The organism is Sandarakinorhabdus limnophila DSM 17366 (genome assembly GCF_000420765.1).
GTDB lineage: Bacteria > Pseudomonadota > Alphaproteobacteria > Sphingomonadales > Sphingomonadaceae > Sandarakinorhabdus > Sandarakinorhabdus limnophila.
Map to the genome: position 1 here is coordinate 233,727 of NZ_ATVO01000004.1, position 25,030 is coordinate 258,756.

The 25,030-nt window shown below is 65.6% G+C and carries 24 protein-coding genes; 11 read left to right on the forward strand and 13 right to left on the reverse strand.

Annotation, left to right across the window (positions count from 1 at the left end):
- Positions 1-125 precede the first annotated feature (125 nt).
- Positions 126-1,502 (forward strand): pyridoxal phosphate-dependent decarboxylase family protein, encoded by a 1,377-nt coding sequence (locus G566_RS0104340; protein ID WP_022679451.1) that lies wholly within the window; start codon positions 126-128, stop codon positions 1,500-1,502.
- Here the strand turns inward: G566_RS0104340 and G566_RS0104345 are convergent.
- The 10 genes from G566_RS0104345 to lgt form a co-directional block, all read right to left on the reverse strand.
- Positions 1,499-1,831, reverse strand: a complete 333-nt coding sequence (locus tag G566_RS0104345) for a hypothetical protein (protein ID WP_022679452.1) — start codon at positions 1,829-1,831, stop codon at positions 1,499-1,501. The two genes, G566_RS0104340 and G566_RS0104345, sit on opposite strands and share 4 nt — an antisense overlap.
- Before the next feature lie 51 nt (positions 1,832-1,882).
- The gene (locus tag G566_RS0104350) at positions 1,883-3,385 is read right to left on the reverse strand and encodes a class I adenylate-forming enzyme family protein (RefSeq protein WP_040605418.1); all 1,503 of its coding nucleotides are present in this window, start codon (positions 3,383-3,385) and stop codon (positions 1,883-1,885) included.
- Between the two features lie 46 nt (positions 3,386-3,431).
- Entirely contained in the window at positions 3,432-3,743 is a 312-nt protein-coding gene (locus tag G566_RS0104355) for a hypothetical protein (RefSeq protein WP_156874421.1), read from the reverse strand.
- A 193-nt stretch (positions 3,744-3,936) separates the two neighbouring features.
- Complete coding sequence (locus G566_RS15855) at positions 3,937-4,779, reverse strand: cold-shock protein (protein ID WP_029131251.1); 843 nt, start codon at positions 4,777-4,779, stop codon at positions 3,937-3,939.
- 153 nt (positions 4,780-4,932) lie between these two features.
- Positions 4,933-5,694: a TIGR02186 family protein gene (locus tag G566_RS0104365; RefSeq protein WP_022679455.1), complete on the reverse strand. Its 762-nt coding sequence runs from the start codon at positions 5,692-5,694 to the stop codon at positions 4,933-4,935.
- Positions 5,691-6,608 carry a sulfite exporter TauE/SafE family protein gene (locus tag G566_RS0104370; protein WP_022679456.1) on the reverse strand — a complete coding sequence of 306 codons (918 nt, stop codon included), beginning with the start codon at positions 6,606-6,608 and terminating at the stop codon, positions 5,691-5,693. Before G566_RS0104370 ends, G566_RS0104365 begins: the two co-directional genes overlap by 4 nt.
- A gap of 51 nt (positions 6,609-6,659) precedes the next feature.
- Complete coding sequence (gene pgeF / locus G566_RS0104375) at positions 6,660-7,430, reverse strand: peptidoglycan editing factor PgeF (RefSeq protein ID WP_022679457.1); 771 nt, start codon at positions 7,428-7,430, stop codon at positions 6,660-6,662.
- Positions 7,412-7,933: a GNAT family N-acetyltransferase gene (locus tag G566_RS0104380; protein ID WP_022679458.1), complete on the reverse strand. Its 522-nt coding sequence runs from the start codon at positions 7,931-7,933 to the stop codon at positions 7,412-7,414. Before G566_RS0104380 ends, pgeF begins: the two co-directional genes overlap by 19 nt.
- Entirely contained in the window at positions 7,930-8,949 is a 1,020-nt protein-coding gene (locus G566_RS0104385) for a class I SAM-dependent methyltransferase (protein ID WP_022679459.1), read from the reverse strand. The genes G566_RS0104380 and G566_RS0104385 overlap by 4 nt, the downstream gene beginning before the upstream one ends.
- Positions 8,946-9,803 (reverse strand): prolipoprotein diacylglyceryl transferase, encoded by an 858-nt coding sequence (lgt, locus tag G566_RS0104390; RefSeq protein WP_022679460.1) that lies wholly within the window; start codon positions 9,801-9,803, stop codon positions 8,946-8,948. The genes G566_RS0104385 and lgt overlap by 4 nt, the downstream gene beginning before the upstream one ends.
- A gap of 87 nt (positions 9,804-9,890) precedes the next feature.
- On the opposite strand from lgt, the gene G566_RS0104395 reads away from it, so the two are divergent.
- From G566_RS0104395 to G566_RS0104410, 4 genes are all read left to right on the forward strand, one after another.
- Positions 9,891-11,078 (forward strand): acyl-CoA dehydrogenase family protein, encoded by a 1,188-nt coding sequence (locus G566_RS0104395; RefSeq protein WP_022679461.1) that lies wholly within the window; start codon positions 9,891-9,893, stop codon positions 11,076-11,078.
- A 3-nt stretch (positions 11,079-11,081) separates the two neighbouring features.
- Positions 11,082-12,218 carry an acyl-CoA dehydrogenase family protein gene (locus G566_RS0104400; RefSeq protein WP_022679462.1) on the forward strand — a complete coding sequence of 379 codons (1,137 nt, stop codon included), beginning with the start codon at positions 11,082-11,084 and terminating at the stop codon, positions 12,216-12,218.
- Positions 12,219-12,320: 102 nt separating this feature from the next.
- Positions 12,321-14,051: a class I adenylate-forming enzyme family protein gene (locus G566_RS0104405; RefSeq protein ID WP_022679463.1), complete on the forward strand. Its 1,731-nt coding sequence runs from the start codon at positions 12,321-12,323 to the stop codon at positions 14,049-14,051.
- 15 nt (positions 14,052-14,066) lie between these two features.
- The gene (locus tag G566_RS0104410) at positions 14,067-14,612 is read left to right on the forward strand and encodes an HD domain-containing protein (RefSeq protein WP_022679464.1); all 546 of its coding nucleotides are present in this window, start codon (positions 14,067-14,069) and stop codon (positions 14,610-14,612) included.
- Here the strand turns inward: G566_RS0104410 and G566_RS0104415 are convergent.
- Both G566_RS0104415 and G566_RS0104420 read right to left on the reverse strand, forming a co-directional pair.
- Positions 14,609-16,342, reverse strand: a complete 1,734-nt coding sequence (locus tag G566_RS0104415; RefSeq protein ID WP_169522755.1) for a KAP family P-loop NTPase fold protein — start codon at positions 16,340-16,342, stop codon at positions 14,609-14,611. The genes G566_RS0104410 and G566_RS0104415 overlap by 4 nt on opposite strands.
- Before the next feature lie 460 nt (positions 16,343-16,802).
- Positions 16,803-17,468 carry a zinc ribbon domain-containing protein gene (locus tag G566_RS0104420; RefSeq protein ID WP_156874422.1) on the reverse strand — a complete coding sequence of 222 codons (666 nt, stop codon included), beginning with the start codon at positions 17,466-17,468 and terminating at the stop codon, positions 16,803-16,805.
- An 82-nt stretch (positions 17,469-17,550) separates the two neighbouring features.
- Here G566_RS0104420 and serS point away from each other — a divergent pair, with 82 nt between their 5' ends.
- A complete protein-coding gene (gene serS, locus G566_RS0104425; protein WP_022679467.1) occupies positions 17,551-18,828 on the forward strand; it encodes a serine--tRNA ligase in 1,278 nt (425 codons plus the stop codon).
- A 4-nt stretch (positions 18,829-18,832) separates the two neighbouring features.
- Entirely contained in the window at positions 18,833-19,609 is a 777-nt protein-coding gene (gene surE / locus G566_RS0104430) for a 5'/3'-nucleotidase SurE (protein WP_022679468.1), read from the forward strand.
- Between the two features lie 57 nt (positions 19,610-19,666).
- Here the strand turns inward: surE and G566_RS0104435 are convergent, their stop codons facing one another.
- Positions 19,667-20,299, reverse strand: coding sequence for a PEPxxWA-CTERM sorting domain-containing protein (locus G566_RS0104435; protein ID WP_040605385.1), 633 nt, complete (start codon positions 20,297-20,299; stop codon positions 19,667-19,669).
- Positions 20,300-20,567: 268 nt separating this feature from the next.
- On the opposite strand from G566_RS0104435, the gene G566_RS13470 reads away from it, so the two are divergent.
- From G566_RS13470 to G566_RS0104455, 4 genes are all read left to right on the forward strand, one after another.
- On the forward strand, positions 20,568-21,380 hold the full coding sequence (locus G566_RS13470; protein WP_243442409.1) for a M23 family metallopeptidase: 813 nt from the start codon (positions 20,568-20,570) through the stop codon (positions 21,378-21,380).
- A gap of 77 nt (positions 21,381-21,457) precedes the next feature.
- Positions 21,458-22,786, forward strand: coding sequence for a 30S ribosomal protein S12 methylthiotransferase RimO (rimO, locus tag G566_RS0104445; protein ID WP_022679471.1), 1,329 nt, complete (start codon positions 21,458-21,460; stop codon positions 22,784-22,786).
- Positions 22,783-24,156: a leucyl aminopeptidase family protein gene (locus G566_RS0104450; protein ID WP_022679472.1), complete on the forward strand. Its 1,374-nt coding sequence runs from the start codon at positions 22,783-22,785 to the stop codon at positions 24,154-24,156. Before rimO ends, G566_RS0104450 begins: the two co-directional genes overlap by 4 nt.
- Complete coding sequence (locus G566_RS0104455; RefSeq protein WP_051135930.1) at positions 24,153-24,992, forward strand: C40 family peptidase; 840 nt, start codon at positions 24,153-24,155, stop codon at positions 24,990-24,992. Before G566_RS0104450 ends, G566_RS0104455 begins: the two co-directional genes overlap by 4 nt.
- The last annotated feature ends 38 nt before the right edge of the window (positions 24,993-25,030 follow it).

A 25,030-nucleotide genomic window follows, 5' to 3' on the forward strand; every position in this document is an offset into this window, starting at 1 on the left:
GCGGCCTCCCTTTCATGTTGCATCTGCGAAATAAACGGATTGCAGCCGCCGCGCCAGCCGGTTTCTGGGATTGCGGTGTCTGATTTCCGGAGGACTCGGCAGCAGCGCTCGGCTATCAGGCGCGAATGAGCCCGCTTGATATCGCCATCGCCGAAGGCCGTCGCTTCATCGACAGCCAGTCCACCCGCAGCGTTGCCCCGACCGGCAGCCGCGCCGACATCCTCGCGCCGATGCCCACTGCCCTGCCCGCCACCGGCATGGACCCGGCGGACGTGGTGCGCCTCATCGCACGCGCTGCCGAACCCGGCCTGATGGGCAATCTGGGTGGGCGCTTCTTTGCCTGGGTGAAGGGCGGTGCCCTACCGGCCGCGCATGCCACCGACGTGCTGGCGACGCTGTGGGATCAGAATGTCGTGCTCGCCGCCACCAGCCCGGCCGGCGCCGTGCTTGAGGAAGTTGCGGGGCGGCTGCTGCTCGATGCACTGCACCTGCCGGCGGATTGTGCCTACAGCTTCACAACCGGCTGCCAGATGAGCCACGCCACCGCGCTGGCCGCCGCCCGCCACCATGTGCTGGCCCGCGCCGGCTGGGATGTGGAGGTGGATGGCCTGTTCGGTGCGCCGCCGATCTGCGTGCTGGCCAACGCCCACCGTCACTCCAGCGTCGACCGCGCACTACGGCTGCTCGGCATCGGCACGGCGGCAATTGTGCCGCTGGGCGGCGGCGGGCCGGGCAAGGTGGGCGCGGCCGAATTGCAGGCGGCGGTGGCCGCCACGCAGGGCGCGCCAACGATCGTTGTTCTGAACGCCGGTGACTTGAACCTGGGCGCCTGCGATGAATTCGCCACGCTGGCGCCGATTGCGCAGGCGGCCGGCGCGTGGGTGCATGTCGATGGCGCGTTCGGCCTGTGGCTCAATGCGGCACCACGCTTCCGCGCTCAGGTGGCGGGTATCGACCTGTGCGACAGCTGGGCGACCGATGGCCACAAATGGCTGAACACGCCCTATGACGCCGGCATGGCCATCACCCGCCACGGCGACGCGCTGAAGGCATCGATGCGGATGACCGCGAGTTACCTGACCGAGGGCGGCGACACCCGCGATCCGATGGATTACACGCCGGAATGGTCACGGCGGGCGCGCGCGCTGCCGACGCTGGCCGCCCTGCTGGAACTGGGCCGCGATGGGCTGGCCGACATGATCGAGCGTTGCTGCGACCATGCCATGGCCATCCACGACGGCATCGCGGCGCTGGACGGCGCCACCAGCATCGCCCGGCCGGTGATGAACCAGGGCCTGATCCGTTTCCACGATTCCGCCGGCGCCAATATCAGCGACGCGGTGATTGCCGCCATCAACGCCAGTGGCGAAGCCTTTCTGAGCGGTGTGCTGTGGCATGGCGAGCGCACCATGCGGATCAGCGTGTGCAACTGGCAGACCAACGAAGACGACGTGCGCCGCACCGTGGCAGCGGCGGCGCAAGCGCTGGCGGCTTTGCGTTAAACGCGCCGCCGGCCGATCAAGCCGCCGATCAGACCCGTCACCGCACTGCTGCCGGTGCCGAGGGCGAGCAGGCTGGTCGGCACGTCACCCAGCGCCACCGAAACCGCAATGCCGATGGCGGCGCTGATGCCGCCGGCCAAGGCGCCACGGCCGGCGGCGGCGCTGATGCTGGCCGGCTGGCCTTTCAGCGCCGCCCAGCCAGCCAGCGCCGAAATGCCCATGCCGCCGATGGCAAACAGATTGGCGACGGCCGGCACGAAATGCCCGGCAACTACCATGGCGATCTGGGCGATGGTGCCCAACAGCGTTGCGCGTGTGAGTTGGTTCATGATCCTCCCCCCCAGGGCGGTGAAGCGAGGATGCTGCGCCTTTGCCGCCGGTCAGGCAACCGTGCCGGTGAAGCTGTCGCGCAATTCGCGTTTCAACACCTTGCCGATGTGGCTGCGCGGCAACCCATCCACCAGCACGACGGCGGCGAGACGCTGGGTCTTGCCCACCTTGGCATTGGCGGCGGTACGCAGGGCTTCAGGGTCCGCTCCCGGCGCGACGACGAAAGCCACGGGGGTTTCGCCCCAGGCGTCTGACGCAACGCCCACCACGGCGGCCTCCACCACGTCAGGAAGAGTGAGCAGGACGGCCTCGATATCGGAGGGGTAGATGTTAAAACCGCCCGAGATGATCATGTCCTTGGCGCGATCCATGAGCGTCAGGAAGCCATCTTCATCCAGCCGGCCGATGTCCCCGGTGCGCAGCCATTCCTTGCCTTGCGCGTCGATCCAATAGGCCTTGGCAGTCAGATCCGGTCGGTTCTTGTAGCCGTTCATGGTGGCCGGCGAGCGGCCGACGATCTCACCTGGCGTACCCGGTGGCACGTCGTTGCCATCTTCATCGATGATGCGCACTTCGTGGCCGGGCTGGGGCTGGCCAACGGTGTGCAACTTGTCGGGATGTTCGTGGGCGACGAGCATGAAGCCCACTCCGCCTTCGGTCATGCCGAAGAATTCGATCAGACCGCCAGGCATTCGGCGCAGCACTTCGGCCTTCAACTCTGCCGCGAACGGCGCGGAGGTGCAGAATTTCATCTGGATGGAGGACAGATCGGTCGCGTCGAAGCCGGGGTCAGCGAGCAGGCGGCGATATTGCACCGGCACCAGCATGGCGTGGGTGACACGGTGGGTTTCAGCCTCCTTGAGCCAGCGGGCGGTGTCGAACTTGGGCATCAGCACGACGGTGCCGCCCCAAGCCAGAGTGGGGATGAAGCTAACAAGTGTGGTGTTGGAATAAAGTGGGGTGGAGCACAGCGTGACGCACTCCGGCCCATAGCCGATGCGGCGGCCGCCGGTGATGTGCAGGGAACGCATGGAGCAGCTTTGCACGATGCCCTTGGGGGTGCCGGTGGTGCCGCTGGAATAGATGATGTTGAAGCCAGCCGCAGGATCGAGCGGGGCCAGTGCCGGTGGCTGCGCGGTGGGATCGATGAAGCTGTTCAGCCGATCGAGATCGACCAGTGTCTTGCCCGCCAGCACGGTGCCGAATTCGGCACGATTTGGCGCATCGACAAACACGAACTGCGCGCCCGAATCGGCGACCATGGCGGCGATCTGATCGGGCGTGGAACTCGGGGCGAGCGGCGCGATTGTGGCGCGCAGGCGCAGCACGCCGGCCCACAGCACGGCATAATCCACGCTGGACAGCGCGATGCTGGCCACGCTGTCACCGGGCTTCACGCCGTGATCAGCCAAAGTGCCAGCGAGTTTTTCAGCACGGGCGACAAACGCGCCCCAGTTCAGCCGGTCCCTGCCGCAAATGACGGCAGGATGATCCGGCCTGGCCGCCGCATTGGCAGCCATGGCGGCGGGAAAGTCGAAAATGGCGTCAGTCATGGCCAGCAAGGTGGCGCACACCCGGCCGGCCTGTCCACTGCTGAATTCAGGCAGCCTGCTGCAACGCCGGGGCAGCGAGCAGCGCTGGCACCGGGGTGCCCAGCTGGGTCAGCGCCCGGGCATGGGCGTCATATTGGGCCTGCAGGCGGGCCAGGTGCACCGGATCGTGGCCGTTGCGGCTGATGGCATCGGCCAGCAGTTCCGCACCAGACACCAGTTGGTCGATCTGGCGCTTCTTGCGCTCGTCCAGCGCGCGCGGGCCGTGCAGGAAGAAGGCGGCAACCACCACAGCAACCATGAGATAGCTCATCACGATCATGATGATCGTCACGCTGTTGTTGGCCACCATCGTCTTCACTCCGCATTTCTTGTCAAGGTTGTCCGGGCGGCAGCCCATGCTGCGGCGCCGCATGACAGGCTTGTCAAGACAAAGCAAGCCCAATGCGGCCAAGAGCTTGGCAGCGGGCAGTTTTGCCGCAGTGCAGGAAAGAGAGTCATGAAAAGGGCGGCGGCCATGCCGGCCACCGCCCATTTTCATCGCCTGAAGTCGATCAGATCGCGCTCAGGTTCACCGCAGCCTCTTTGCCGCGACGATCTTCTTCCAGTTCGAACGAGACGCGCTGGCCTTCATTCAGATTGGAGAAGCCGGCGCGTTCCACGGCCGAGATGTGCACGAAGGCATCGGGCGCGCCATCGTCGCGCTGGATGAAACCGAAGCCCTTGGTGCCGTTGAAGAACTTCACCGTGCCTTCAACGCGCTCACCCGTGGTCATCGGGGTGCGTTCACGCGACGGGCGACGTTCGAAATCAGCGCCACCGGCGCGCGGTTCGCGCGGTTCGCGCGGCGCACGTTCTTCAACCGGCAGCGGTTCGCCTTCGATCTTCAGTTCGGTCGCCGAAACACGGCCATTGCGTTCGGTGAGGGTGAATTCCAGCGGTTGGCCATCGGCCAGGCCGGTCAGGCCAGCGGCTTCCACCGCCGAGATGTGCACAAACACATCTTCACCACCGTCTTCACGCACCACGAAGCCAAAGCCCTTTTGCGCGTTGAAGAACTTCACCGTGCCGCGGCCGGTGCCGATCACGATGCCCGGGGTCATTTCGCGCCTGGGTGCGCCGCCGCCGAAGCCGCCGCCACCACCGCCGAAGCGGCCACCGCCGCCGCCACCGCCGCCACCGCCGCCGCCACCGAAGCGATCACCGCCGCCGCCGAAGCCGCCGCGAACACCACCGCCGCCGCCGCCGAAGCCGCCGCCGCCGCCGAAGCCGCCGCCGCCGCCGAAGCGATCGCCACCGCCGCCGAAGCTGCGGCTGGAGTCTTCAAAACTGTCAAAGCCGCGTTCGCGCTTGTCAGAACCACGCCCGGGACCACGTCCCCGTCGATCAAAGCTCATTTAATTTCCAAATCCGTAGCTGTCTGTCTGAAACTGGAGCCTGTCGGGCGATGCGGTGAGGTATTCAAAGCAACGGTCCGATAATGCGCCGACAGCCAAGGTAAACGAAAAAGGGGCTGGACGCGAGTCGAATATTGGCGGGTGAAAACGGTGCTACCACCGACGCCGCGTGACCAGCGCAGCCAACGCTCCGGCCGCCAGCGCGGCCATTACGGCGGCAAGCCCATAAGCCAGGCTGTTTTCCTGTGCCATCACGTAGACCCAACGTTCAAAACCCGATTTGTCGATCACGAACGGCGCCGATGTGCTGGCCAGCACCCGGCCCTTTCGCACCAAGTGGATTTCGGCGGTGTAATCGCCCACCGGCACCGCCGCAGGCAGCGCGATGCGGGCGGCATAGAGAACACCGCGGGTGATCTGCACGCCATCGGAACGCTCGGTAAACAGCCCTGCCTTCTGGCGTGCCGCAATCAGGCCGGTTTCGAATGTGCGGCTGATCCCGTCATCTGCGCCGCTGGCCGGGGACAATTGGAGGTTGCGGATGCCGATTTCGTAAATGGCGGTGGTGCGTTCATCGGCAATCTGCGTGATGGGGCGGGTGGCTGACACCGCATAGAAACCTGGCACCGATTCAAAGCGCACGCCGGTCGCGTTCACCCATATGCCGGCGATTCGCGCCTTTTGCCGGACGGTGACCGGCGCCGACGGCCCGCGCACCACCACCGCGATATCGGGCGGCGAATCGGGCACGCTGCCTTGCGGATACTGGATGGCACCGAACACCAGCATTTCCGATCCGCGAAACGTGGTGTTGATCTCGATTCGGGCCTGGCTGAGCTGGGTGATCAGCCGGATCGGTGCCGCCCCCGCCAGCGCCAGCCACAGGCCGAGGGCAAGAGCGATGCGGGCCATCATGCGCCCTCGAACAGCGCGAACGGTTCGGCCGGTGTGAGGGTGAGGCCGATGAGCAGCACGCCCGCCACCGCCAGCACGACAATGGCCAGCCCCAGCCGCAGCCGATCCGGCGAGAGCTTCTGCGCCGCCCGCACACCCAGTTGCGCGCCGGTCACACCGCCAAGCAACAGCAGCAGGGCGAGCACGATATCGACGCTTTTGGAAGCCGTGGCGTGCAGCATCGTGGTCGCCGCCGTGACGAAGATGATCTGGAACAGCGAGGTGCCCACCACCGCCTGGGCGCGCATGCCCAGAATATAGACCATGGCCGGCACCATTATGAAGCCACCGCCGATGCCCATGATGACAGTGAGAATGCCAACGGCAGCGCCAAGCAGCAGCGGCGCCAGCGGCGAGATGTAGAGGCCCGAGCCGGGAAAGCGCATCTTCCACGGCAGCGCCGCCACCCAGGGCAGATGACGACTGCGGCGCGCCGGCGGTGCCTGCCCGGCCCGCGCGGCCTTCAGGGCGGCCAGCGCATCGCGCAGCATGAGGCCGCCGATCACCGACAGGAACAGTACATAAATCAGGCTGATCACCACATCGATCTGGCCGAGATCCTGCAGCACCGAGAAAACAATCTGCCCCAGCCCGGCGCCGACCAGGCCGCCCGCCACCAGCACAGCGCCCATGCGCAGATCCACCTGGCCGCGCTCCCAATAGGCCAAGGCGCCCGAGACGGAGGAACCGGTGATCTGTGTGGCAGACGACGCCACCGCCACCGCCGGCGGGATGCCATAGAAGATGAGCAGCGGCGTGGTGAGGAAACCGCCCCCAACGCCGAACATGCCCGACAGAAAGCCGACAGCCCCGCCCATCAGGATGATGAGCAGTGCGTTCACCGACATTTCGGCAATGGGCAGATAGATGTCCATGCACGGCAGACGTTACGGGCTGGGCGGGGAAAAGGGAATCGGGCTTTTCGTTTACGCCAACGCGATCAGCGACAATTGGCGGCCATAATCCGGCTCGCTGCGATGCGTGGTGCGGCGAAAGCTGAACCAGCGGGCTTCATCGGGATAGGTGTCCACCCCCATCGCCACAACCGAACGCACGCCGGCAGCGGCGAGGCGGGAGGCGATGAAGCCTTCCAGATCGAACTGGCAGTGTCCAGGTTTGCCAGCCGCGAAAAAGGCGTCGTGTTCAGGATCGACCGCGCAGAAGCGGTCGCGAAAGGCCAGATCGACCTCGTAACTGGCGCGCGCAATCGTCGGGCCGACGGCGGCGACGATGCGGTCCCGGCGGGCGCCAAGTGCTTCCATCGCTGCCACTGTGGCCGGGCCGATGTCGGCGAGCGCGCCTTTCCAGCCCGAATGCGCCGCACCGATCACGCCCGCGTCCACGTCGGCCAGCAGGATCGGCGCGCAATCGGCGGTAAGGATGCCGAGCGCAAGGCCGGGCGTGGCAGTGACCATCGCGTCGGCGTGCGGGCGGGCATCGTCAGGGTAGGCAGCCGTAACCGGAATCACGGTCGCGCTGTGGACTTGGTGCAGCGTCACCAGCGCCGCGCCCGGCGCGACCGCTTCGACGGCGCGGCGACGGTTTTCCAACACATCAGCACGGTCGTCACTGCCGCCCAGCCCGACATTAAGGCTGGCGAACAGCCCCGACGAGACGCCGCCGCGTCGGGTGAGGAACCCGTGGCGGGTACCAGCCAGCGCAGGGATGGTGAGGAAATCTACAGTCTCGCCCGGCACAGGATATCCTCATCGGCCTGATCGCCGACCATGAAATGATAGGGCGCCACTTCTTCAAAGCCGTGACGGGCATAGAAGCGCCGGGCGCGCGGATTTTCGGTGAACACGCTGAGCCAGATTTCCGGCGCGCCGCGAGCCCGGGCCGTGTCCTTGGCCCACCCGGTGAGCACGTCGGCGATGCCAAGGCCCTGCCACGGCTTGTAGATATAGAGCTGGCGCAATTCCATCGCGCCGGGCGCGGGATCGGGCGCCGGCAGTTTCAGGCTGCTCACCTTGCAGAAGCCGATCGGCATGCCGCCGGTCAGCGCAAAGCGCACGCTGATATCGGCATCGGCCAGTTCGGCAGCATAGGCTTCGTCGCTGCCCTGCTTGAGGAAGGTCGCCATATCCTCCAGCCTGTAGAGCGTGCCGAACGTGTCGATGAAGGTGGCGCGCGCAATGCCGCCCAGCACGGCACCATCGGCCGGCGTCGCATCGCGATAGCTGATCAAGGGATAGCTCATGACGGCCCCATGCCAAATCCGGCCGGCACTGGCCAGCCTGGCGCCGTGACGGCCAAGGCCTGGAAGATGGCGCCCATCTGCTGCGGCGCGGTGAGCCGCAACAGTGCGGCGGTGATGCTGCCGGCTTCGTGCGGTGGCTTGCCCATCTTCAGCGCCTCGGCTCGCGCCGCGATGCCGAGCTCACCGAGCAGCGCGCCCTGCGCCACCGGGCCATGAATGGCCAGGCCCCGGTTGTGGGCAATGGCGGCAAGCGCGCTGAAATCGACATGCGCGGTCAGATCATGCGCGCCGGGATCATAAAAGGGGCTGACCTTTTCGCCGCGATGCACGGCCTGCAACGTATCGAGCGGCACCTTCTCGATTACCTGACCGCCATAGCCATAATCGATGATCAGCATGGCACCGCCCTGGGCCGCGATGCGGCCCGACAGATGCCCCATGATCGCCTGCGCTGCCTCGCTCCATTCGGCGTCTGCGCCGTCGGCGGGCAGCCATTTCGGCGTGAACAATACGTCTTCGAAGCCCACATGCAGTTCCTTGCCCGCCCGGCGCTGGCGGATCGGCAGGGCGTCGAAAAATTCGTTGGCGACAATGATGAGCGGGCGATCGTCGGGCAGTTGATCCACCCGGTCGTGCCACTGCGCCGCCCAGCCCGCCAGCCGGGCCCGCTGGATGGAACGCAGCACCAGGCTGGTTTCAACCATGTGCAGCCCTGCGCTGCCAATGAAGCCTGGCAGCCGACCAAGCAGGCGCAGCGCATCAGCCATCAGGCTGCCATGGCCGGGGCCGAGTTCGGCAATGTGCAGCGGTGGTTTTTCGGCCCGCAGCCACAGATCGCCGATCCAGCCGCCGATCATTTCGCCGAACATCTGGCTGATTTCCGGCGCGGTGGTGAAATCGCGGCCCAGTGGATCTTCGCCGCCATAATAGGCCGGGTTGCAGGCCGCCATCCACACATCAAGGCGCAATGGCCCTTCGGCGGCGATGCGGGCGCGCAGGGTTTCGGCGAGGCTCACGCCGCGACGGGTTTGCGGATCAGCGCCAGCACGAGCAGCAGCAGTCCGATGGCGATGATCGGCAGGGTCAGCGTCTGGCCCATGGTCAGGCCTGAATCGAGGATACCCAGCTGCCGATCCGGTTCACGGTAGTTTTCGATGATATAGCGGGACAGGCCATAGCCGATGCCGAACACGCCCGACAGCACGCCGGGCCGCAGCCGCGCCGGCGTGAACCAGAACAGCAGGGTCAGCACGACGAACAGCACGCCGCCTTCCAGCCCGGCTTCGTAAAGCTGGCTGGGGTGGCGCGGTTCCGGGCCGGCATCGGGGAAGATGATGCCCCAGTCCGTGCCGGTGGGGCGGCCCCACAGCTCGCCGTTGACGAAATTGGCCAAGCGCCCCAGCCCGAGACCCAGCGGCGTGACGGTGGCAACCAGATCGAGCAGCCGCAAGCCGCTGTATTTGGAGAACCAGCCGTGCAGGAAGCAGGCGGCGACCACCCCGAAACAGCCGCCGTGGAAGCTCATGCCGCCATCCCACAGCCGCAGGATTTCCATCGGATCGGCCATGTATTTTTCAGGGTTATAGAACAGCACATAGCCGAGCCGGCCGCCGCCGATGACGCCCAGCGTGGCCCAGGTGATATAATCGTCGAGCTGTTTCTGGCTGAGCGGCGCGCCGGGCTGGCGGATCATCCGTGTCATCAGGAACCAAGCGCCGGCGATGCCGATGATATAGGCCAGGCTGTACCAGCGCAGGGCAAATGGTCCCCATTCGGAGCCGGCCAGCGAGAATGCCGGGATGGTGAAGGCCTCGGGCCGCACCGGCAACGTGGTGAAATCCACTGCGGCGGCGAAAAATTCGGTGAGCATCGTGCCTCTACATCATCTGCCAGCTTTGCTGGCGCAGCGCGGCGCACCATAAAGGCGGACAAGGATATTTCCAGTGGGAGAGGCAAGATGGCTGACCTTGAAACATTCCGCGCCGAAACGCGCGCCTGGCTGGAGGCGAACTGCCCGCCCGAAATGCGTGAGCCGATCCGCGATGATGACGATGTGTGCTGGGGCGGCCGCGGCGTAAAATTCAAGAACGAAGCGCAGAAGCTGTGGCTTGAGCGCATGGGCGCCAAGGGCTGGACGGTGCCGGAATGGCCGAGCGCCTATGGCGGCGGCGGGCTTTCCCGCGAGGAAGCCAAGGTGCTTTCCGAGGAAATGCGCCGCATCAAGGCACGCTCGGCCTTGTCCAGCTTCGGCATCTGGATGCTCGGGCCGGCGCTGCTGAAATATGGCAATGAAGCCCAGAAGCTGGAGCATCTGCCCAAGATCGCCCGCGGCGAGATCCGCTGGTGCCAGGGCTATTCGGAACCGGGCGCCGGGTCTGACCTTGCGTCATTGCGTACTTCTGCCGAAGACAAGGGGGACCATTATCTGGTCAACGGATCAAAGGTGTGGACTAGCTATGCCGACAAGGCGGACTGGATCTTCTGCCTTGTCCGCACCGATCCGGCTGCACCCAAGCATCTGGGCATCAGCTTCCTGCTGTTCGACATGGCCTCCGAAGGCGTGTCGACCAGCCCGATCAAGCTGATCTCCGGCTCCTCGCCCTTCTGCCAGACGTTTTTTGACAATGTGAAGGTGCCCAAGGAAAACCTGATGGGCGTGCCCGGCAAGGGCTGGGACATCGCCAAATATCTGCTCACTCACGAGCGTGACATGATCGGCGGCTCGGACTCGACCGGCGGAGGCCAGCGTGACAGCGTGTCCAACATCGCCAAGCGCCTCATTGGCCTCGATGCCGCCATCCTCGCCGATACCGCGCTGCGCACAGACATCGCCCGTCACGAGATCAACGCGCTGGCCTTTGGCCTGACGATGGAGCGGGTGCTGGCCGAGACCAAGAGCGGCCAGGGCACCGGCGCCTTGAGTTCGATGCTGAAATATTACGGCACCGAACTGAACAAGGAACGCATGGAGCTGTTGATGTCGATTCGGGGCAGCGACGGCCTGGTGTGGGAAGGCGAAGAAAAGGGCGAAGGCGATCTTGCCCGATCCTGGTTGCGCAGCCGCGCCAACTCCATCGAAGGCGGCACGTCTGAAGTGCAGCTCAACATCATCGCCAAGCGCGTGCTCGACCTGCCGGGAGCCTGACCAATGCCGCTCATCCTCACTGACGATCAGCAGATGATCCGCGACAGCGCGGAGGGTTTCTTCAAGGACGAAGCCCCCGTGTCGCAGCACCGCAGCCTGCGCGACAGCAAGGACGCCGCCGGCTTCTCCCGCGATGTGTGGGCCAAGATGGCCGAGATGGGCTTTGCCGGCGTGCTGGTGCCGGAAGCGCATGGCGGGGCGGACATGGGCCATGTCGCGGCCGGCATCATCCTGGAGGCGATGGGCAAGAATCTCAGCGCCGCGCCGATGCTCTCCACTGCCGTGCTGGGTGCCACGGCGCTGAAACAGGGCACGGCCGAGCAGCAGGCCAAATATCTGCCGCTGATCGCACAAGGCGCGCATCTGCTGGCGCTGGCCGCGGATGAAGCCGCCCGCCACAAGCCCAATCATGTGGCGACCACCGCCGCGCCGTCGGGCAACGGCTTCAAGTTGAATGGCGTGAAGGGCTTCGTGCTAGATGGCGCTGCGGCTGATACGCTGATCGTGGCGGCGCGCACCGGCGGCGATGTGGGCGACACGGCCGGCATCACGCTGTTCCTGGTCAATCCCAAGTCCGATGGCGTGAGCGTTGACCGCCGTTCGATGGTCGACAGCCGGGGCGCCGCGCGCGTCACGCTGGCCGATGTGCAGGTCGACGGTGCCGACGTTCTGGGCGGCGTGGGCGAAGGCTTTGCCATCCTCGAAAAGATGCTCGATGCCGGCCGCGCTTGCCTCGCCGCCGAAATGCTCGGCGTGTCGGGCACCAGCTTCACCATGACCGTGGATTATATCAAGCAGCGCGAGCAGTTCGGGCAGAAGATCGGCAGTTTCCAGGCCCTGCAGCACCGCGCCGCGCACCTGTTCTGCGAAGTGGAACTGGCCCGTTCGGCCACGCTGAAGGCGTTGCAGGCGCTGGACGAATGCAGCGACCGTACGCCGATGTATGTGAGCCTCGCCAAGGCCAAGGCCGGCGAAGTCGCGATCCTGGCCAGCAACGAAGGCGTGCAGATGCACGGCGGCATCGGCATGACCGATGAGTACGACATCGGCTTTTTCATGAAGCGCGCCCGCGCCGCCCAGGAGACATTCGGAGATGCCGCCTTCCACAGCGACCGGATTGCGCGGACGCTGGGTTATTGATGCCGCTGCCGGTGCTTGCACTTGCAAGCAACGCCCGGCATGACATGAAGAGACTGTAATGAGCTGCAGCCAGCGGCCGCATCAGCCTTGGGAGACTGACCTGTGACCAAATCCGCGCTTGATGCCGCTCTCGATCAGGTCGTTGCCGGCATCACGGCTCTCGGCGGTGCGCTGGGCGTGGGCACGGCCAACGTCCACGGCGTCTCGTTGCCGATATTCTCCGCTGCGCCGCCCACCATGCGCGAATATATGGCGATGTTCTTCACCGTGAACGGCCCCAAGGAGTTCCTGGTGTTCGGCGAGGAGCGCCTGACCTTTGCCGAGGTCTATGCCAGATCGCTGAAATTCGCCGCCATGCTGCAGCACCGCCAAGGCATCGCCAAGGGTGACCGCGTTGGCGTCGCCATGCGCAACTATCCGGATTGGATCATCGCCTATGTCGCCTGTGCCCATATGGGCGCGGTGTGCATCCCGATGAACGCGTGGTGGACGGCCGAGGAAATGGCCTATGGCATCGAGGACAGCGGCGCCCGGCTGGTGATCGCCGACGAGGAACGCGCCCGCCGCCTCGCCACCCTATCGTGCACGGCCAAGGTCATCACTGTGCGCACTTCGGGCGAAGTGGCCAGCCAGCTGGGTTTTGCACGCTCCGAGGATGAACTGGCCGCCAGCCCCGACACCATGTGGTATCTTCCCGAACTGCTGCCTGAAGATGATTGCACGATCATGTATACTTCGGGCTCCACCGGCGCGCCCAAGGGAGCGGTGTCCACCCACCGCGCGCAGGTCTCGGCATCGATGAACTATCTGGTCACCGGTCTGGCGCTGCTGGAATTGTCGGCCCAGTCCGGCGCGGCACCGGCGGATCAGCAGGTGATGCTGCTCAATGTGCCGCTGTTCCACATCACCGGCCTGGTGCCGGTGCTGCTGGTCAGCTTTGCCATCGGCCGCAAGATGATCATCATGCACAAATGGGATGCCGGCGAAGCGCTTCGCCTGATCGAGAAGGAGCGCTGCACCTATTTCGTCGGCGTGCCGACCATGAGCCTCGAACTCATGCAGCATCCGGACCGCCACAAATATGATCTGTCATCGCTGGTCGATATCGCGTCCGGCGGCGCGCCGCGTCCGCCCGAACATGTCGAGCGGCTGGCCAAGGAGTTCGAAGGCAAGCACCCGGTGCAGGGCTATGGCCTGACCGAAACCAATGGCGTCGGCGCCGGCAATATCCGCGACAATTACCGCAACAAGCCGGCCAGCACCGGCCGCGCCGCGCCACCGTTGATGGAAATCCGCATCGCCGATGGTGATGGCCCGGTGGGCGAGGCGCTGCCGACCGGAGCGGTGGGTGAAGTCTGCCTGCGTTCGGTGTGCAATTGCCGGGGTTACTGGAACAAGCCCGACGCCACCGCGGCGGCATTCGTTGGCAATGGCTGGTTCCGCAGCGGCGATCTCGGCTATCTGGATGACGAAGGTTATCTGTTCATCGTCGATCGCAAGAAGGACATCATCATCCGCGGCGGCGAGAATATCAGCTGCCAGGAAGTGGAATCCGCCATCTATGCGCACCCGGCGGTGGCCGAAGTGAGCGTGTTTGGCCTGCCCGATGAACGGCTGGGCGAGATTGTTGGCGCCGTTGTCTATGCCAAGCCGGGCGAGCATCTCGATCCCGATGCGCTGATCGATTTCCTGAAATCAGGCATGGCCGCCTACAAGATCCCGGCCAAGCTGTGGATGAGCGCCGATCAGCTGCCCAAGCTGGGATCGGCCAAGATCGACAAGGTGACGCTGAGGAAGCAATATCGCGCAGTGTGGGCTGCAAACGCAGCCTGAGTCGGGAGACGACCAATGTTCACCACAATGCTGGAAGGCACCAAGGACGACTGGATGCATATTGCGTCCGAGCACATGAAGCATCAGCAATCCGCCGCCGCCGAACAGATCATCGACTCCCTGAAGCGCCTCGAAGCCATCGAGGTCGGCTTCGGCGCCAATCAATTGGTCCATAGCCTGATGACCGCCACCCTGGCCCGCCGCGACGGTGCCAACGACGAGGAAGTCGTTGCCGCGCTTTGCCACGACATCGGCAAATTGTTCAGCATCCCCAACCACGGCGCCATCGCCGGTGAAATGCTGAAGCCCTATGTGGCCGACGACATCTATCACGCCATCGTTCATCATCAGGATTTCCAGGGCCGCTATTATTACGAGCACCTGGGCAAGGACCCGAACGCCCGCGAGAAATATCGCGGCGAACCCTGGTTCGACATGGCTGAAAAGATCGTCGACCGCTGGGACGCACCGGCGTTTGATCCGGACTATGACGTGGACAGCCTGGAAAGTTTTGAACCCGAAATCCGCCGGGTGTTCGCCGCGCCGAAGCGGGGAATCTAGGCCGCCGACCCGGCGTCTTCGCCATCGTCATCCTCATCGGCCGTGCCGATCAGCGCACGCACCTGCACTTCATCCAGTTCGCCGGCGATTTTCTGGAACTGCGGATCGCGCCAGGCTGCTTGCAGCGTTTCGGGCCCCTGGCCTTCGGCATCGATCAAACCGGGATCGGCCGTGATCGCAGCGGCGGCGCGCGGCCAGCGCAGTTCCAGGATGGTCCACAGCACCATCGCATCGAAATCGACCATGCGCCCTTCCAGCAGGCTGCGCGCCTGAGTCATGCCGATGGCATTGACCAGCCGCTTCATGCCGCGCGGATTGGGCTCGATATAGGAAACCCAGCGCAGCAGGCGATGCTCCACCACCTTGTCCGCCGCCGCGGTGGACAGGCGCGCCACGGCCTGGGCACGCAGGGCCGGCCGCTGCTCCTCCGGTGCGGCGGCGATGGCGGCCTGGATCTCCTCGTGGCGCACCGCCGTTTCAGGCAGACGCGCCTCTTCCGGCAGATCGGTTTCGGCGGCCCCCAGCAGCCGGCCAAGATAGGCGCGCTTCACCGCCACCGGCAGCGCCGGGATGGTGACAGAGACCTGGAACATCTTGTCCAGAAACAGATCGCCCACCGGCCGCGCCTTGTCGCCGCCGTCTTCAAACAGGCTGAAGCGCTGGGCAAAGCTGGCGGTGATCCAGTACCGATCGGCCACCGCCAGGAACACCACGGGCTGGCCGCGAAAGAGGGTCTGGATGCCTTCAAGCAGGTCGGTTACGGTGCCGGCATCGCAGCGATCCAAATCGTCGAGCACGATCAGCACCGGGCACGGGCATTCCGTCACCAGCATGTCGAACAGGGTGATGAACGGCCGGAAACTGTCGGTGCGCAGCGCATCAAAGCTTTCGGCGGCGCGCCGGCCACCCAGCATCGGCGCGCGCAGGAAGCTGATCGCCACACCGGTGGCGGTGATGATGCCGCCCAATGTGCCCTGCCACTTTTCGATGACGCCGGTGATGGTACTGCCGGCAAAGGCCGCCGCTGCCAGTGCCAACAGGCCGCCGGCCACCATGTAGACATTCTCCACCGATGGCGACACCCAGGCCCAGCGCAGATCAAGCCAGCGCCGCCGCCACCACGGCAACCGCCGATCAAGCGCGCGCTTGAACTCGGTCAGCATGTTCCACCACGGCGGCTTCACCCTGGCATTGCGCCAGGCGTTGAACTCCACCACCAGCCACGGCGGGTCCTGCGCCTTCAGCGTGTCTTCTAAAAAGCGCACCAGGCTGGATTTGCCCGATCCCCACGGCCCGTGCAGATGCACCATCACCGCCTTGGGCTGTGCACTTGCCGCTTCGTCCCGCTGCAATCGCACCAACCGCGCCGCCAACGCATCGGCCAGCGGCTTACGGCCGAGTTCATCCACCGTGGCCGGGCTGTCGGAAAGCAGCGGTGTGCGTTCGGCCGGGGAAGGCGGTGGCGTGGTAGGCCCAGCCAACAGCGCCTGCCACGCTGCCATGTCCTCACTTTTCAGTGGCGCATAACCGGTACGCGCCACCACCAGGGCGCGCAGTTCGGCGAGCAGTTCGGCGCTGATGCGGCCACCTCCGCTGAGCAGTGGCCATTCTTCCGGCGACTGTTCGGCCAGCGCAAACAGCAGGTGGCGCGCGCCCACCGGTTCAGGTTTGCCGTTCATGGTGGCATCGCGCACTTCAACGGCACGCTTCAGCCCAAAATACGCCAACAATATGCTCAGCTGCGGACGAGCGTCGGTTGGATCGGCTGTCGGCCGCAGGGCAAATGCAAGCCCTTGTTGCTTTGCCCACTGCTGCAGCCATATTGAGGCCGTTGGCAGTCCGCCATGCTGCTCTGCTGCCAACATGGCCGCTACTACGGCTTCGAGATCAATAACTCGGCCTTCCGAGCCGGCTGTTGCAAACCGCGCAGAACCCGCAGCCAATGCAGCCATATTGTCAGTCAAATCGCCCAAATGGCGGGCAAACAGAGCGACAGCATCCGCTTCAACAGACGAAGGGTCTGCCGATCTCGGCCGGGCAGCCTTGCTGGCCTGTTTGCGTGGGCCGCGCACGGCTTTGGTGCCGTGCGACGATTCGGGTGGCTCAGACAGTGGTTCGCTCATCGCCTTGCCCCTAGGCTGGCTGATCGACCCGAAGCCACGCTAGCGCGCGCGGCCGCCCAAGTCCACACTAGCGCCCGAAACGCACCTGCACGCTCACCGGCCCTGCCGGCACGTCGGTCAGACTGGATGCGAAGATCAGCGTCTTGCCGGGGCCCACAGTGTTGGCGGGCGGTGGGATGGTCCAGTCGCGCATGCGCACACCGTTCACCAACAGGCGAGCATTGAGCGGCGGCACGGCAACACGGGCAGTACCGGGGTTGTGGATGGTGCAGGTCACTTCCAGCAGCGCGTTGCCGCCGGGCAAACGCGTTACCCGGCCTTCCAGTTTCACATCCAGCGGCGTCGCGGGCGGCGCAACCTGGGCCAGGGCATCGGTCACGCCGGGCAAGGCTTCGGGATCGATGCGGCCCACCCACAAGCCAACCGACGCCGTGGTGAAAGCGGCGCCCAGCACGATCGCCACCAGCCATTTCAGCCACAAGGCCGGCGGCTGGCGCGGTGGGGGCGGTTCCGGCTCTGGTTCTGGTTCCGGTTCGGGTTCGGGCGGCGGGGGTGGCGGCAGGCTGGCGGCGCGCGCCTCTTCCTGCACGGCGGCCACGGCTTCATCTTCGTCAATCTCTTCGGCGGGCAGCCAGCGGTGCGAGCAGGCGGCGCACTTCAACCGTGGCCGGCGCATCACCACGCCCACCGCCACCCGATATTGTGCACTGCATTTTGGGCAGGAAACGATCACGGGCCCACCATAGGCAGGCGCGCGCGCGCATGGAAGGGGCAGCTTGCGCGCTTCGCCCAGCCAAGGCAAAGGCAGTCGCATTATGCACGATCTCAAAGCTCTTCGCGCTGACCCGGACGCCTTTGCCGCAGGCCTTGCTCGCCGTGGTATCAGTGACGCGGCCGATGCGCTGCTGGCCGCCGATGCCGAGCGGCGCGCCGCCGAGACGAAGACGCAAGAAGCGCTTGCCCGCCGCAATGCCGCGTCGAAGGAAATCGGCGCCGCGATGGCCGCGAAAGACGGCGCGAAGGCCGAGGCCTTGAAGGCTGAAGTCGCCGGCCTGAAGGACGAGATCGCCGCGCTGGAAGAGGCTGCCCGCACGGCCAGCGACAAGGCCGAAGCCCTGCTGGTCAGCCTGCCCAACCTACCTGCCGCCGATGTGCCGGATGGCGTTGACGAACATGGCAATGTCGAGGTGATGCGCTGGGGCAGCCCCCGCGCGTTCGATTTCGCGCCGCTTGAGCATGACATTGTCGCGGCGAAGCTGGGGTATGATCCGGAGGCCGCTGCCCGTGTCGCCGGTGCGCGATTTGCAGTACTGAAGGGGCCGCTTGCCCGGCTGCAACGCGCGCTGGGCCAGTACATGATCGACACACAGACAGGCGTGCGCGGCTTCACCGAAGTGGCAACGCCCTATCTGGTGAAACCGGAAGCAGCCTTCGGCACTGGCAACCTGCCCAAGTTCGCCGAAGATCTGTTTCAGACCACCGACGGCCGTTACCTGATCCCCACCGCCGAGATGAGTCTGACCAACCTGGTCGCCGGCGAGATCGTCGATGCCGCGGCCCTGCCGATCCGCATGACAGCACTCACACCCTGTTTCCGCAGCGAAGCCGGCAGCGCCGGACGTGACACGCGCGGGCTGATCCGCCAGCACCAGTTCGAAAAATGCGAGCTAGTGACGATCTGCGCCCCGGAGCAGGCCGAGGCTGAGCACAAGCACATGCTGGAATCGGCCGAAGCCATCTTGCAGGCGCTGGGCCTGCCCTATCGCCGGATGCTGCTGTGCGCCGGGGACATGGGCTTTTCGGCGCGGCGGACGTTCGATCTGGAAGTGTGGCTGCCCGGCCAGGGCGCCTATCGCGAGATCAGCTCGATTTCCGATTGCGGCGAGTTCCAGGGCCGCCGCATGAATTCGCGCTGGAAGGTGGCGGGCGAGAAAGGCAGCCGTGGGCCGGTGAACACATTGAATGGCTCCGGCTTGGCCGTGGGCCGCACGCTGGTGGCGGTGATCGAAAATTATCAGCAAGCCGATGGCAGTGTCATCATCCCCGACGTGTTGAAGCCTTACATGGCCGGCATCGACCAGCTGGAGCCCTGAACCCATGCGCATTCTCGTCACCAATGATGATGGCATCAACGCCCCCGGCCTGGTCGCGCTGGAAGCGATTGCCGCCGAACTGTCCGACGATGTGTGGGTGGTGGCGCCTGCCGAGGAGCAATCGGGCGCCGGCCACAGCCTGACGCTGAGCCAGCCCGTGCGCCTGCGCGAAATCAGCCCGCGCCGCTTTGCCGTGCGTGGCACGCCCACCGATTGCGTGATGCTGGCGCTGGGCGCGGTGCTGGAAGATCACAAGCCCGATCTGATCCTGTCCGGCGTCAACCGCGGCGGCAATCTGGCCGAGGATGTGACGTACAGCGGCACCGTTTCGGCCGCGATGGAAGGCTGCCTCGCCGGCATCCGCTCCATCGCATTGAGCCAGGTGATGATGGATTACACGGCCGGGATGGAAGACTTCCGCTGCGCCACGGCCCATGGTGCGGCCATCATCAGCCGGGTGATCGCCACCGAATGGCCCGATGGTGTTCTGATCAACATCAACTTCCCGCCAGTGCTCGCCGCCGACGTGAAGGGGGTGCGCGTCACCGAGCAGGGCTTCCGCGATTACGGCAATATCTACCTGGTGAAGCGCATCGATCCGCGCGGCTTTCCCTATTATTGGCACGGTTTCGGCAAGGAAAAGCCAGCGCCCGGCCATGAGACCGATCTGAAGGCCATGCACGAAGCGGCGATTTCGGTAACGCCGCTGCATCTGGACATGACGCACTACCAATCGATCAGCCGGCTGAAGACGGCATTGGCCGATCTGGCCGAGCGCTGAGAAACGAAAAGCGGCGACGGGTTGCCCCGTCGCCGCTCCTCGTGCTTCGTTTCTGGTTCAGGCCGCGACGCTGGTGCGACGGCGGCGCTGGGATGCGCCCACCAGGCCAAAGCCGGCGATCAGCATCGCCCAACTGGCCGGTTCCGGAACCTCGCCAATGCTGCCCGGCAGCACCTGGATGAAATCGACGTCAAAGCCAGGCGAACCGCCGAAATTATCCAGCCCAACGATCTTCACGGCCACCACGGCCCCGGTCCAGCCGATGCTGGCCAGATCGAAGGCGGTCACACTGTCGTCGGCGGCCGTGCCGAGGAAAACGAAATTGATGTTGTTGCGTGACACGAAAATGTCGGCCCGTTCACCGCTGGCGCCCACTTCGCTGATGAAGATGTCGTTGCCAGCCCCGTCGATCACGGTTTCATCGGTAAAGCCGACCGTGACGAAGCTGCCCCGTGGCAGCGACAAGAAATCGGCGGGACTCATTGGCCCGTTCAGCACCACACTGGTCGACACCGGCACCGGGAAGCTGCCCGGGAAGGTGCCGCCATAGGGGCCAGGGAACGGCCCCGCGCCACTGTTGAAATAATCGAGCACTGTATCGGCATAGCCGATGGCGGCCTGAGCCGGAGCGGCAGCAACGCCAGCGAGCATTGTCGCAGCGGCCAGAGCAAGGCGAATCTGCATTTTCATTTCCCCCACACATGCCGAACGAAGGTTCGGCAACGAGCGGAATGTCTCATATTCTGTTCATAATGGCAAATATTTAGTTAATATTTATGCCGTGACGCCGCCACTCGCCTGCCGCGTCACGCTTTCCATGCTGTGCTGTCGCCGCTATCAGCTTGGTATGGTTAGGCGTTCACTTCGGGCAATTGCCGGCATAGCGGCCGCGGCGGCGCTGCTGTCGGGCTGTATGATTGGCCGGCCTGAGCCGACGACTCGCCCGCCGCCACGCCAGGTGGCTAGGCCAGCGCAGCCCAAGCCGGTCACACCGCCACCGCGCGTGACCGCGCCGCCGGCCCGCACCGATTGGGTGGCCCGCCGCGTGATGCCGGCGGCGATCGTTTCGCCGGAAGGCCGCTTTCATGTCGTCAAGGCCGGCGAGACCGGCATCGCCATCGCGCGCGCCTATGGCTTGGCCTGGCGCGACCTGATCGCGCTCAACAAATTGCAGGAGCCGTTCGTGCTGCGCGTCGGCCAGCGCTTGCGGCTGACGCCGGTGCTGACGCCAACCCCGCGCCCGGCGCCGCAAACATTGGAACAGCGCGCCCGCGCCTTCGAAATCACCATTGACGACGTGATGACCGGCGGCCAGCCCGCCGCGAATGGCCCGGTGCCGCGTGCGGCCGGCGAGCCGCGGCCGGCCCCGCTGCCCGCCGTTACGGGCACGGCGCCGGCCTTCCGCTGGCCGCTGCCAGGCCGCATCATTTCCGGCTTCGGCCCGAAACCGGGCGGTCGCTTCAACGATGGCGTCAATCTGAAGGCCAGCGCGGGCGAGGCGGTGCGCGCGGCCGGCGATGGCGTGGTGGCCTATGCCGGCGATGCGATCCCCGGCTTTGGCAATTTGCTGCTGGTGAAGCACGCCGGCGGCTGGGTTTCCGCCTATGCCCACAATGAAGCGCTGCTGGTGACGCGCGGCGCGCGGGTGAAGGCGGGCGAAGCGATTGCGCGCGCCGGCCAGTCGGGCGCAGTGGCGGAACCGCAGCTGCATTTTGAACTGCGGCGCGGGCGCACGCCCGTGGATCCGGCCAGGGTCATTGGCGGGCGCTAGTTGGAGACGCCCGTCGGCGGGCGGTAGCGCCTGCTGCCCACTTGCACTTTTTGGCCAAACAGCGCACGGCGCGCGCGATGACATTGAACCTTGATACGGCCCCGCGCGTGGGCATGGTGTCCCTGGGTTGCCCCAAGGCGCTGGTCGATTCCGAACGCATCCTCACCCAGCTGCGCGCTGATGGTTATGCGCTGTCAGGCGATTACGCCGGGGCAGACGTGGTGATCGTGAACACCTGCGGGTTTCTGGACTCAGCCAAGGCCGAAAGCCTGGAAGCCATTGGCGAGGCCATTGCCGAAAATGGCAAGGTGATCGTGACGGGGTGCATGGGCCACGAAGCCGATGCCATCCGCGCGCGTTTCCCGGATGTGCTCGCCGTGACGGGGCCGCAGCAGTATGAAGCCGTGGTTTCGGCCGTGCATGAGGCCGCGCCGCCGGTGCGGTCGGCGTTCGTTGATCTGGTGCCCGACGCCGGGCTGAAACTGACGCCGCGCCACTATGCCTATGTGAAGATTTCCGAAGGCTGCAATCACACCTGCGCCTTCTGCATCATCCCGTCATTGCGGGGCCGCCTCGCCAGCCGGCCGCCGGCCGCCATCCTGCGCGAGGCCGAAGCTCTGGTGAAGGCCGGCGCCAAGGAATTGCTGGTGATCAGCCAGGACACGTCAGCCTATGGTGTGGACCTGAAGCATGCCACCTCTTCGCTCGGCGGCATCGAGCGGCGCGCCCACATCCAGGATCTGGCCCACGCGCTCGGTGAAACCGGTGCCTGGGTGCGTCTGCACTATGTTTATCCCTATCCGCACGTGGATGATCTGATCCCGCTGATGGCTCAAGGCCTGGTGCTGCCCTATCTCGACATCCCGTTCCAACATGCCTCCCCCAGCGTGCTCAAAGCCATGAAGCGCCCGGCCAACGAGGCCAAGATGCTGGAACGTATCCAGAAATGGCGCAGCATTGTTCCCGATCTCGCCATCCGTTCCACCTTCATTGTCGGCTTCCCCGGCGAGACGGAGGAGGATTTCCAGTATCTGCTGGATTGGCTGGAACAGGCGCAGATCGATCGCGCCGGCTGCTTCAAATATGAAGCGGTGGACGGCGCGCAGGCCAACGCCCTGCCCGGCGCCGTGCCGGAAGAGGTGAAGGAAGACCGCTGGCACCGCTTCATGGCATTGCAGTCGCAGATTTCGCAGCGCCGGCTGGAAGCCAAGATCGGTCGCACCATCGAGGTGCTGATCGACGAGGTGGACGATGAAGGCGGCGCTTCGGGCCGCAGCAAATATGACGCGCCGGAAATCGACGGCATGGTGCACCTGCGCGATTGCACCGGCGTGCAGCCCGGCGACATCATCACCGCGCTGATCGAGGATGCCGACGAGGCCGACCTGTTCGGAGTGAAGATTTGACCGATTTTGCCGCGCTGCTTGCCCCCACCGATGGACAGCCATCGGTGCCGCTGATCCCGGTGACGAAGGCCGGGCTGGATGGCTGGCTGGCCACGCAGAGTGAGCGGGTGCGGGTGGCCGTGGTGGCGCAGGATTTCAAGGCCGCACCCGACAGCATGGCCATTCTGCCCGGCGATGGCCCGGCCGATTGGTTCGTTGTGGCAGGCGTGGCGGAAGGCCCGTTAGGGCCATGGGCGCTGGCAACCCCCGCAGAGAAATTGCCGGCCGGACGTTTTGCACTCGCCGGTGAACTTGGCCAGGCAGGGCTGGGCTGGTGCCTCGCCCAACATCGCTTTGGCCGTTACCGCCGCCTGGAAACCAAGGGTGTGCGCGTGCTGACCACCACCAGCCTGGGCGCGATTTCGGCGGCGGCAAGTGAGGCCGAAGCCGTGGCGCTGGTGCGCGATCTGGTGGACACACCGGCCAGCGATCTGGGCCCGGCCGAACTGGCCAAGGCGGTGATCGACGCGCTGGGCAGCCAGGCCGAGGTACGGGTTACCACCGGCGAAGCGTTGATCGATCAGAATTTCCCCGCCGTCCACGCCGTTGGCCGCGCCGCCGCCCAAGCACCGCGCCTGATCGAAGCCGTGTGGGGCGATGCCGCGCATCCGGTTGTCGCCATCATCGGCAAGGGCATCACCTTCGATAGCGGCGGGCTGAACATCAAGCCGGGCGGCGGCATGGCGCTGATGAAGAAAGATATGGGCGGCGCAGCGCACGCGCTGGCGCTGGCCAAGCTGGTGATTCAGGCGAACCTGCGCGTCCGGCTGCACCTGATCATCCCGGCGGCGGAAAATGCCATTGCCGGCAATGCCATGCGCCCCGGCGACATCATCGGCACCCGCGCCGGCAAGACAGTGGAGATCACCAACACCGATGCCGAAGGCCGGCTGGTGCTGTGCGATGCCATTGCGCTGGCGGCCGAGAAGAACCCGATGCTGATTATCGATTTCGCGACGCTCACCGGTGCCGCACGGGTGGCGCTTGGGCCGCAATTGCCCGCCCTGTTTGCCAATGATGACGCATTGGCCAGCGAGTTGGTTGCCGCCGGTGCACAGGTGGGCGATCCGGTGTGGCGCCTGCCACTGTGGGCGCCTTATCACGACATGCTGAAATCCAGCCTGGCCGACATGGTCAACAGCGCCGATGGCGGCTTTGCCGGCGCCATCACCGCGGCGCTGTTCCTCGAAAAATTCGTGCCCACCGGCGTGCCGTGGGCGCATTTCGATACGTTCGCGTGGAACAACGCCAGCCGCCCCGGCCGCCCCAAGGGCGGCGAAGCGCTGGCACTGCGGGCGAGCTGGGCAATGCTGCGGAGTCGTTTCGGATGAGTTGGGTTTTGCGGGGCCCGGCCCAGCGTTTCGAACCGCGCGAGTGGTTTGCCGGGCCGGAGGTGGTGGAACTGGCGCTCGCCGGTGACATCGGCGCGATACGCTATGTCGAGCCGCGACCACTGGTGTGCACGGCGCCGCGCGTGACTGTGCGCAGCGGGCCGGACGCGGCGGCCGAGGCGGTCAGCGAGCTGCTGTTTGGTGAGACCTTCGAGATTGTCGAGGTAAAGGCCGGCTTCGCACTCGGGCGTTCGTTACATGATCGCTACATTGGTTGGGCGCCCTTCGAGGCGCTTGCCCTGCCCGCTACCGATCCGACCCACCGCATCAGCGCCCGGCGCGCGCCGGTGTTTGCCGCGGCCAGCATCAAGGCGGCGGTGCTGCATGAACTGCCGTTCGCCGCGCGTGCGGCCGGCGTCATGGAGGGCGATTTCCTGGCGCTGGCCGGCAGTGGATTCGTGCATCGCCGCCATATCGAAGGCGCGCCCGTCGGTCGCTTCGCCGTCGCTGCGCTGTTCGCCGATGCGCCCTATTTGTGGGGCGGCCGCAGCCCCGATGGCGTTGATTGTTCCGGGCTGGTGCAGCAGGCGCTGGCCGCCGAAGGCATCGCCCTGCGCCGCGACACCGATCTGCAGGTGGCGATGGGCGAGCCGGTGAAATTCGCTGCGCGTGAAGCCGGTGATCTTGTGTTCTGGCCCGGCCATGTCGGGCTGCTGATGGAGGGCGACCGCCTCTGCCACGCCAACGCGCACTGGATGCGGGTGGTGACGGAGCCGCTGGCCGACGTGATCGCGCGGTTGCCGGATGCTGAGCCGGCGGTGCGACGTTTCAGCTGAGTCTTGGCCCTCCCCCCTAGCGGGGAGAGGGCCAACAG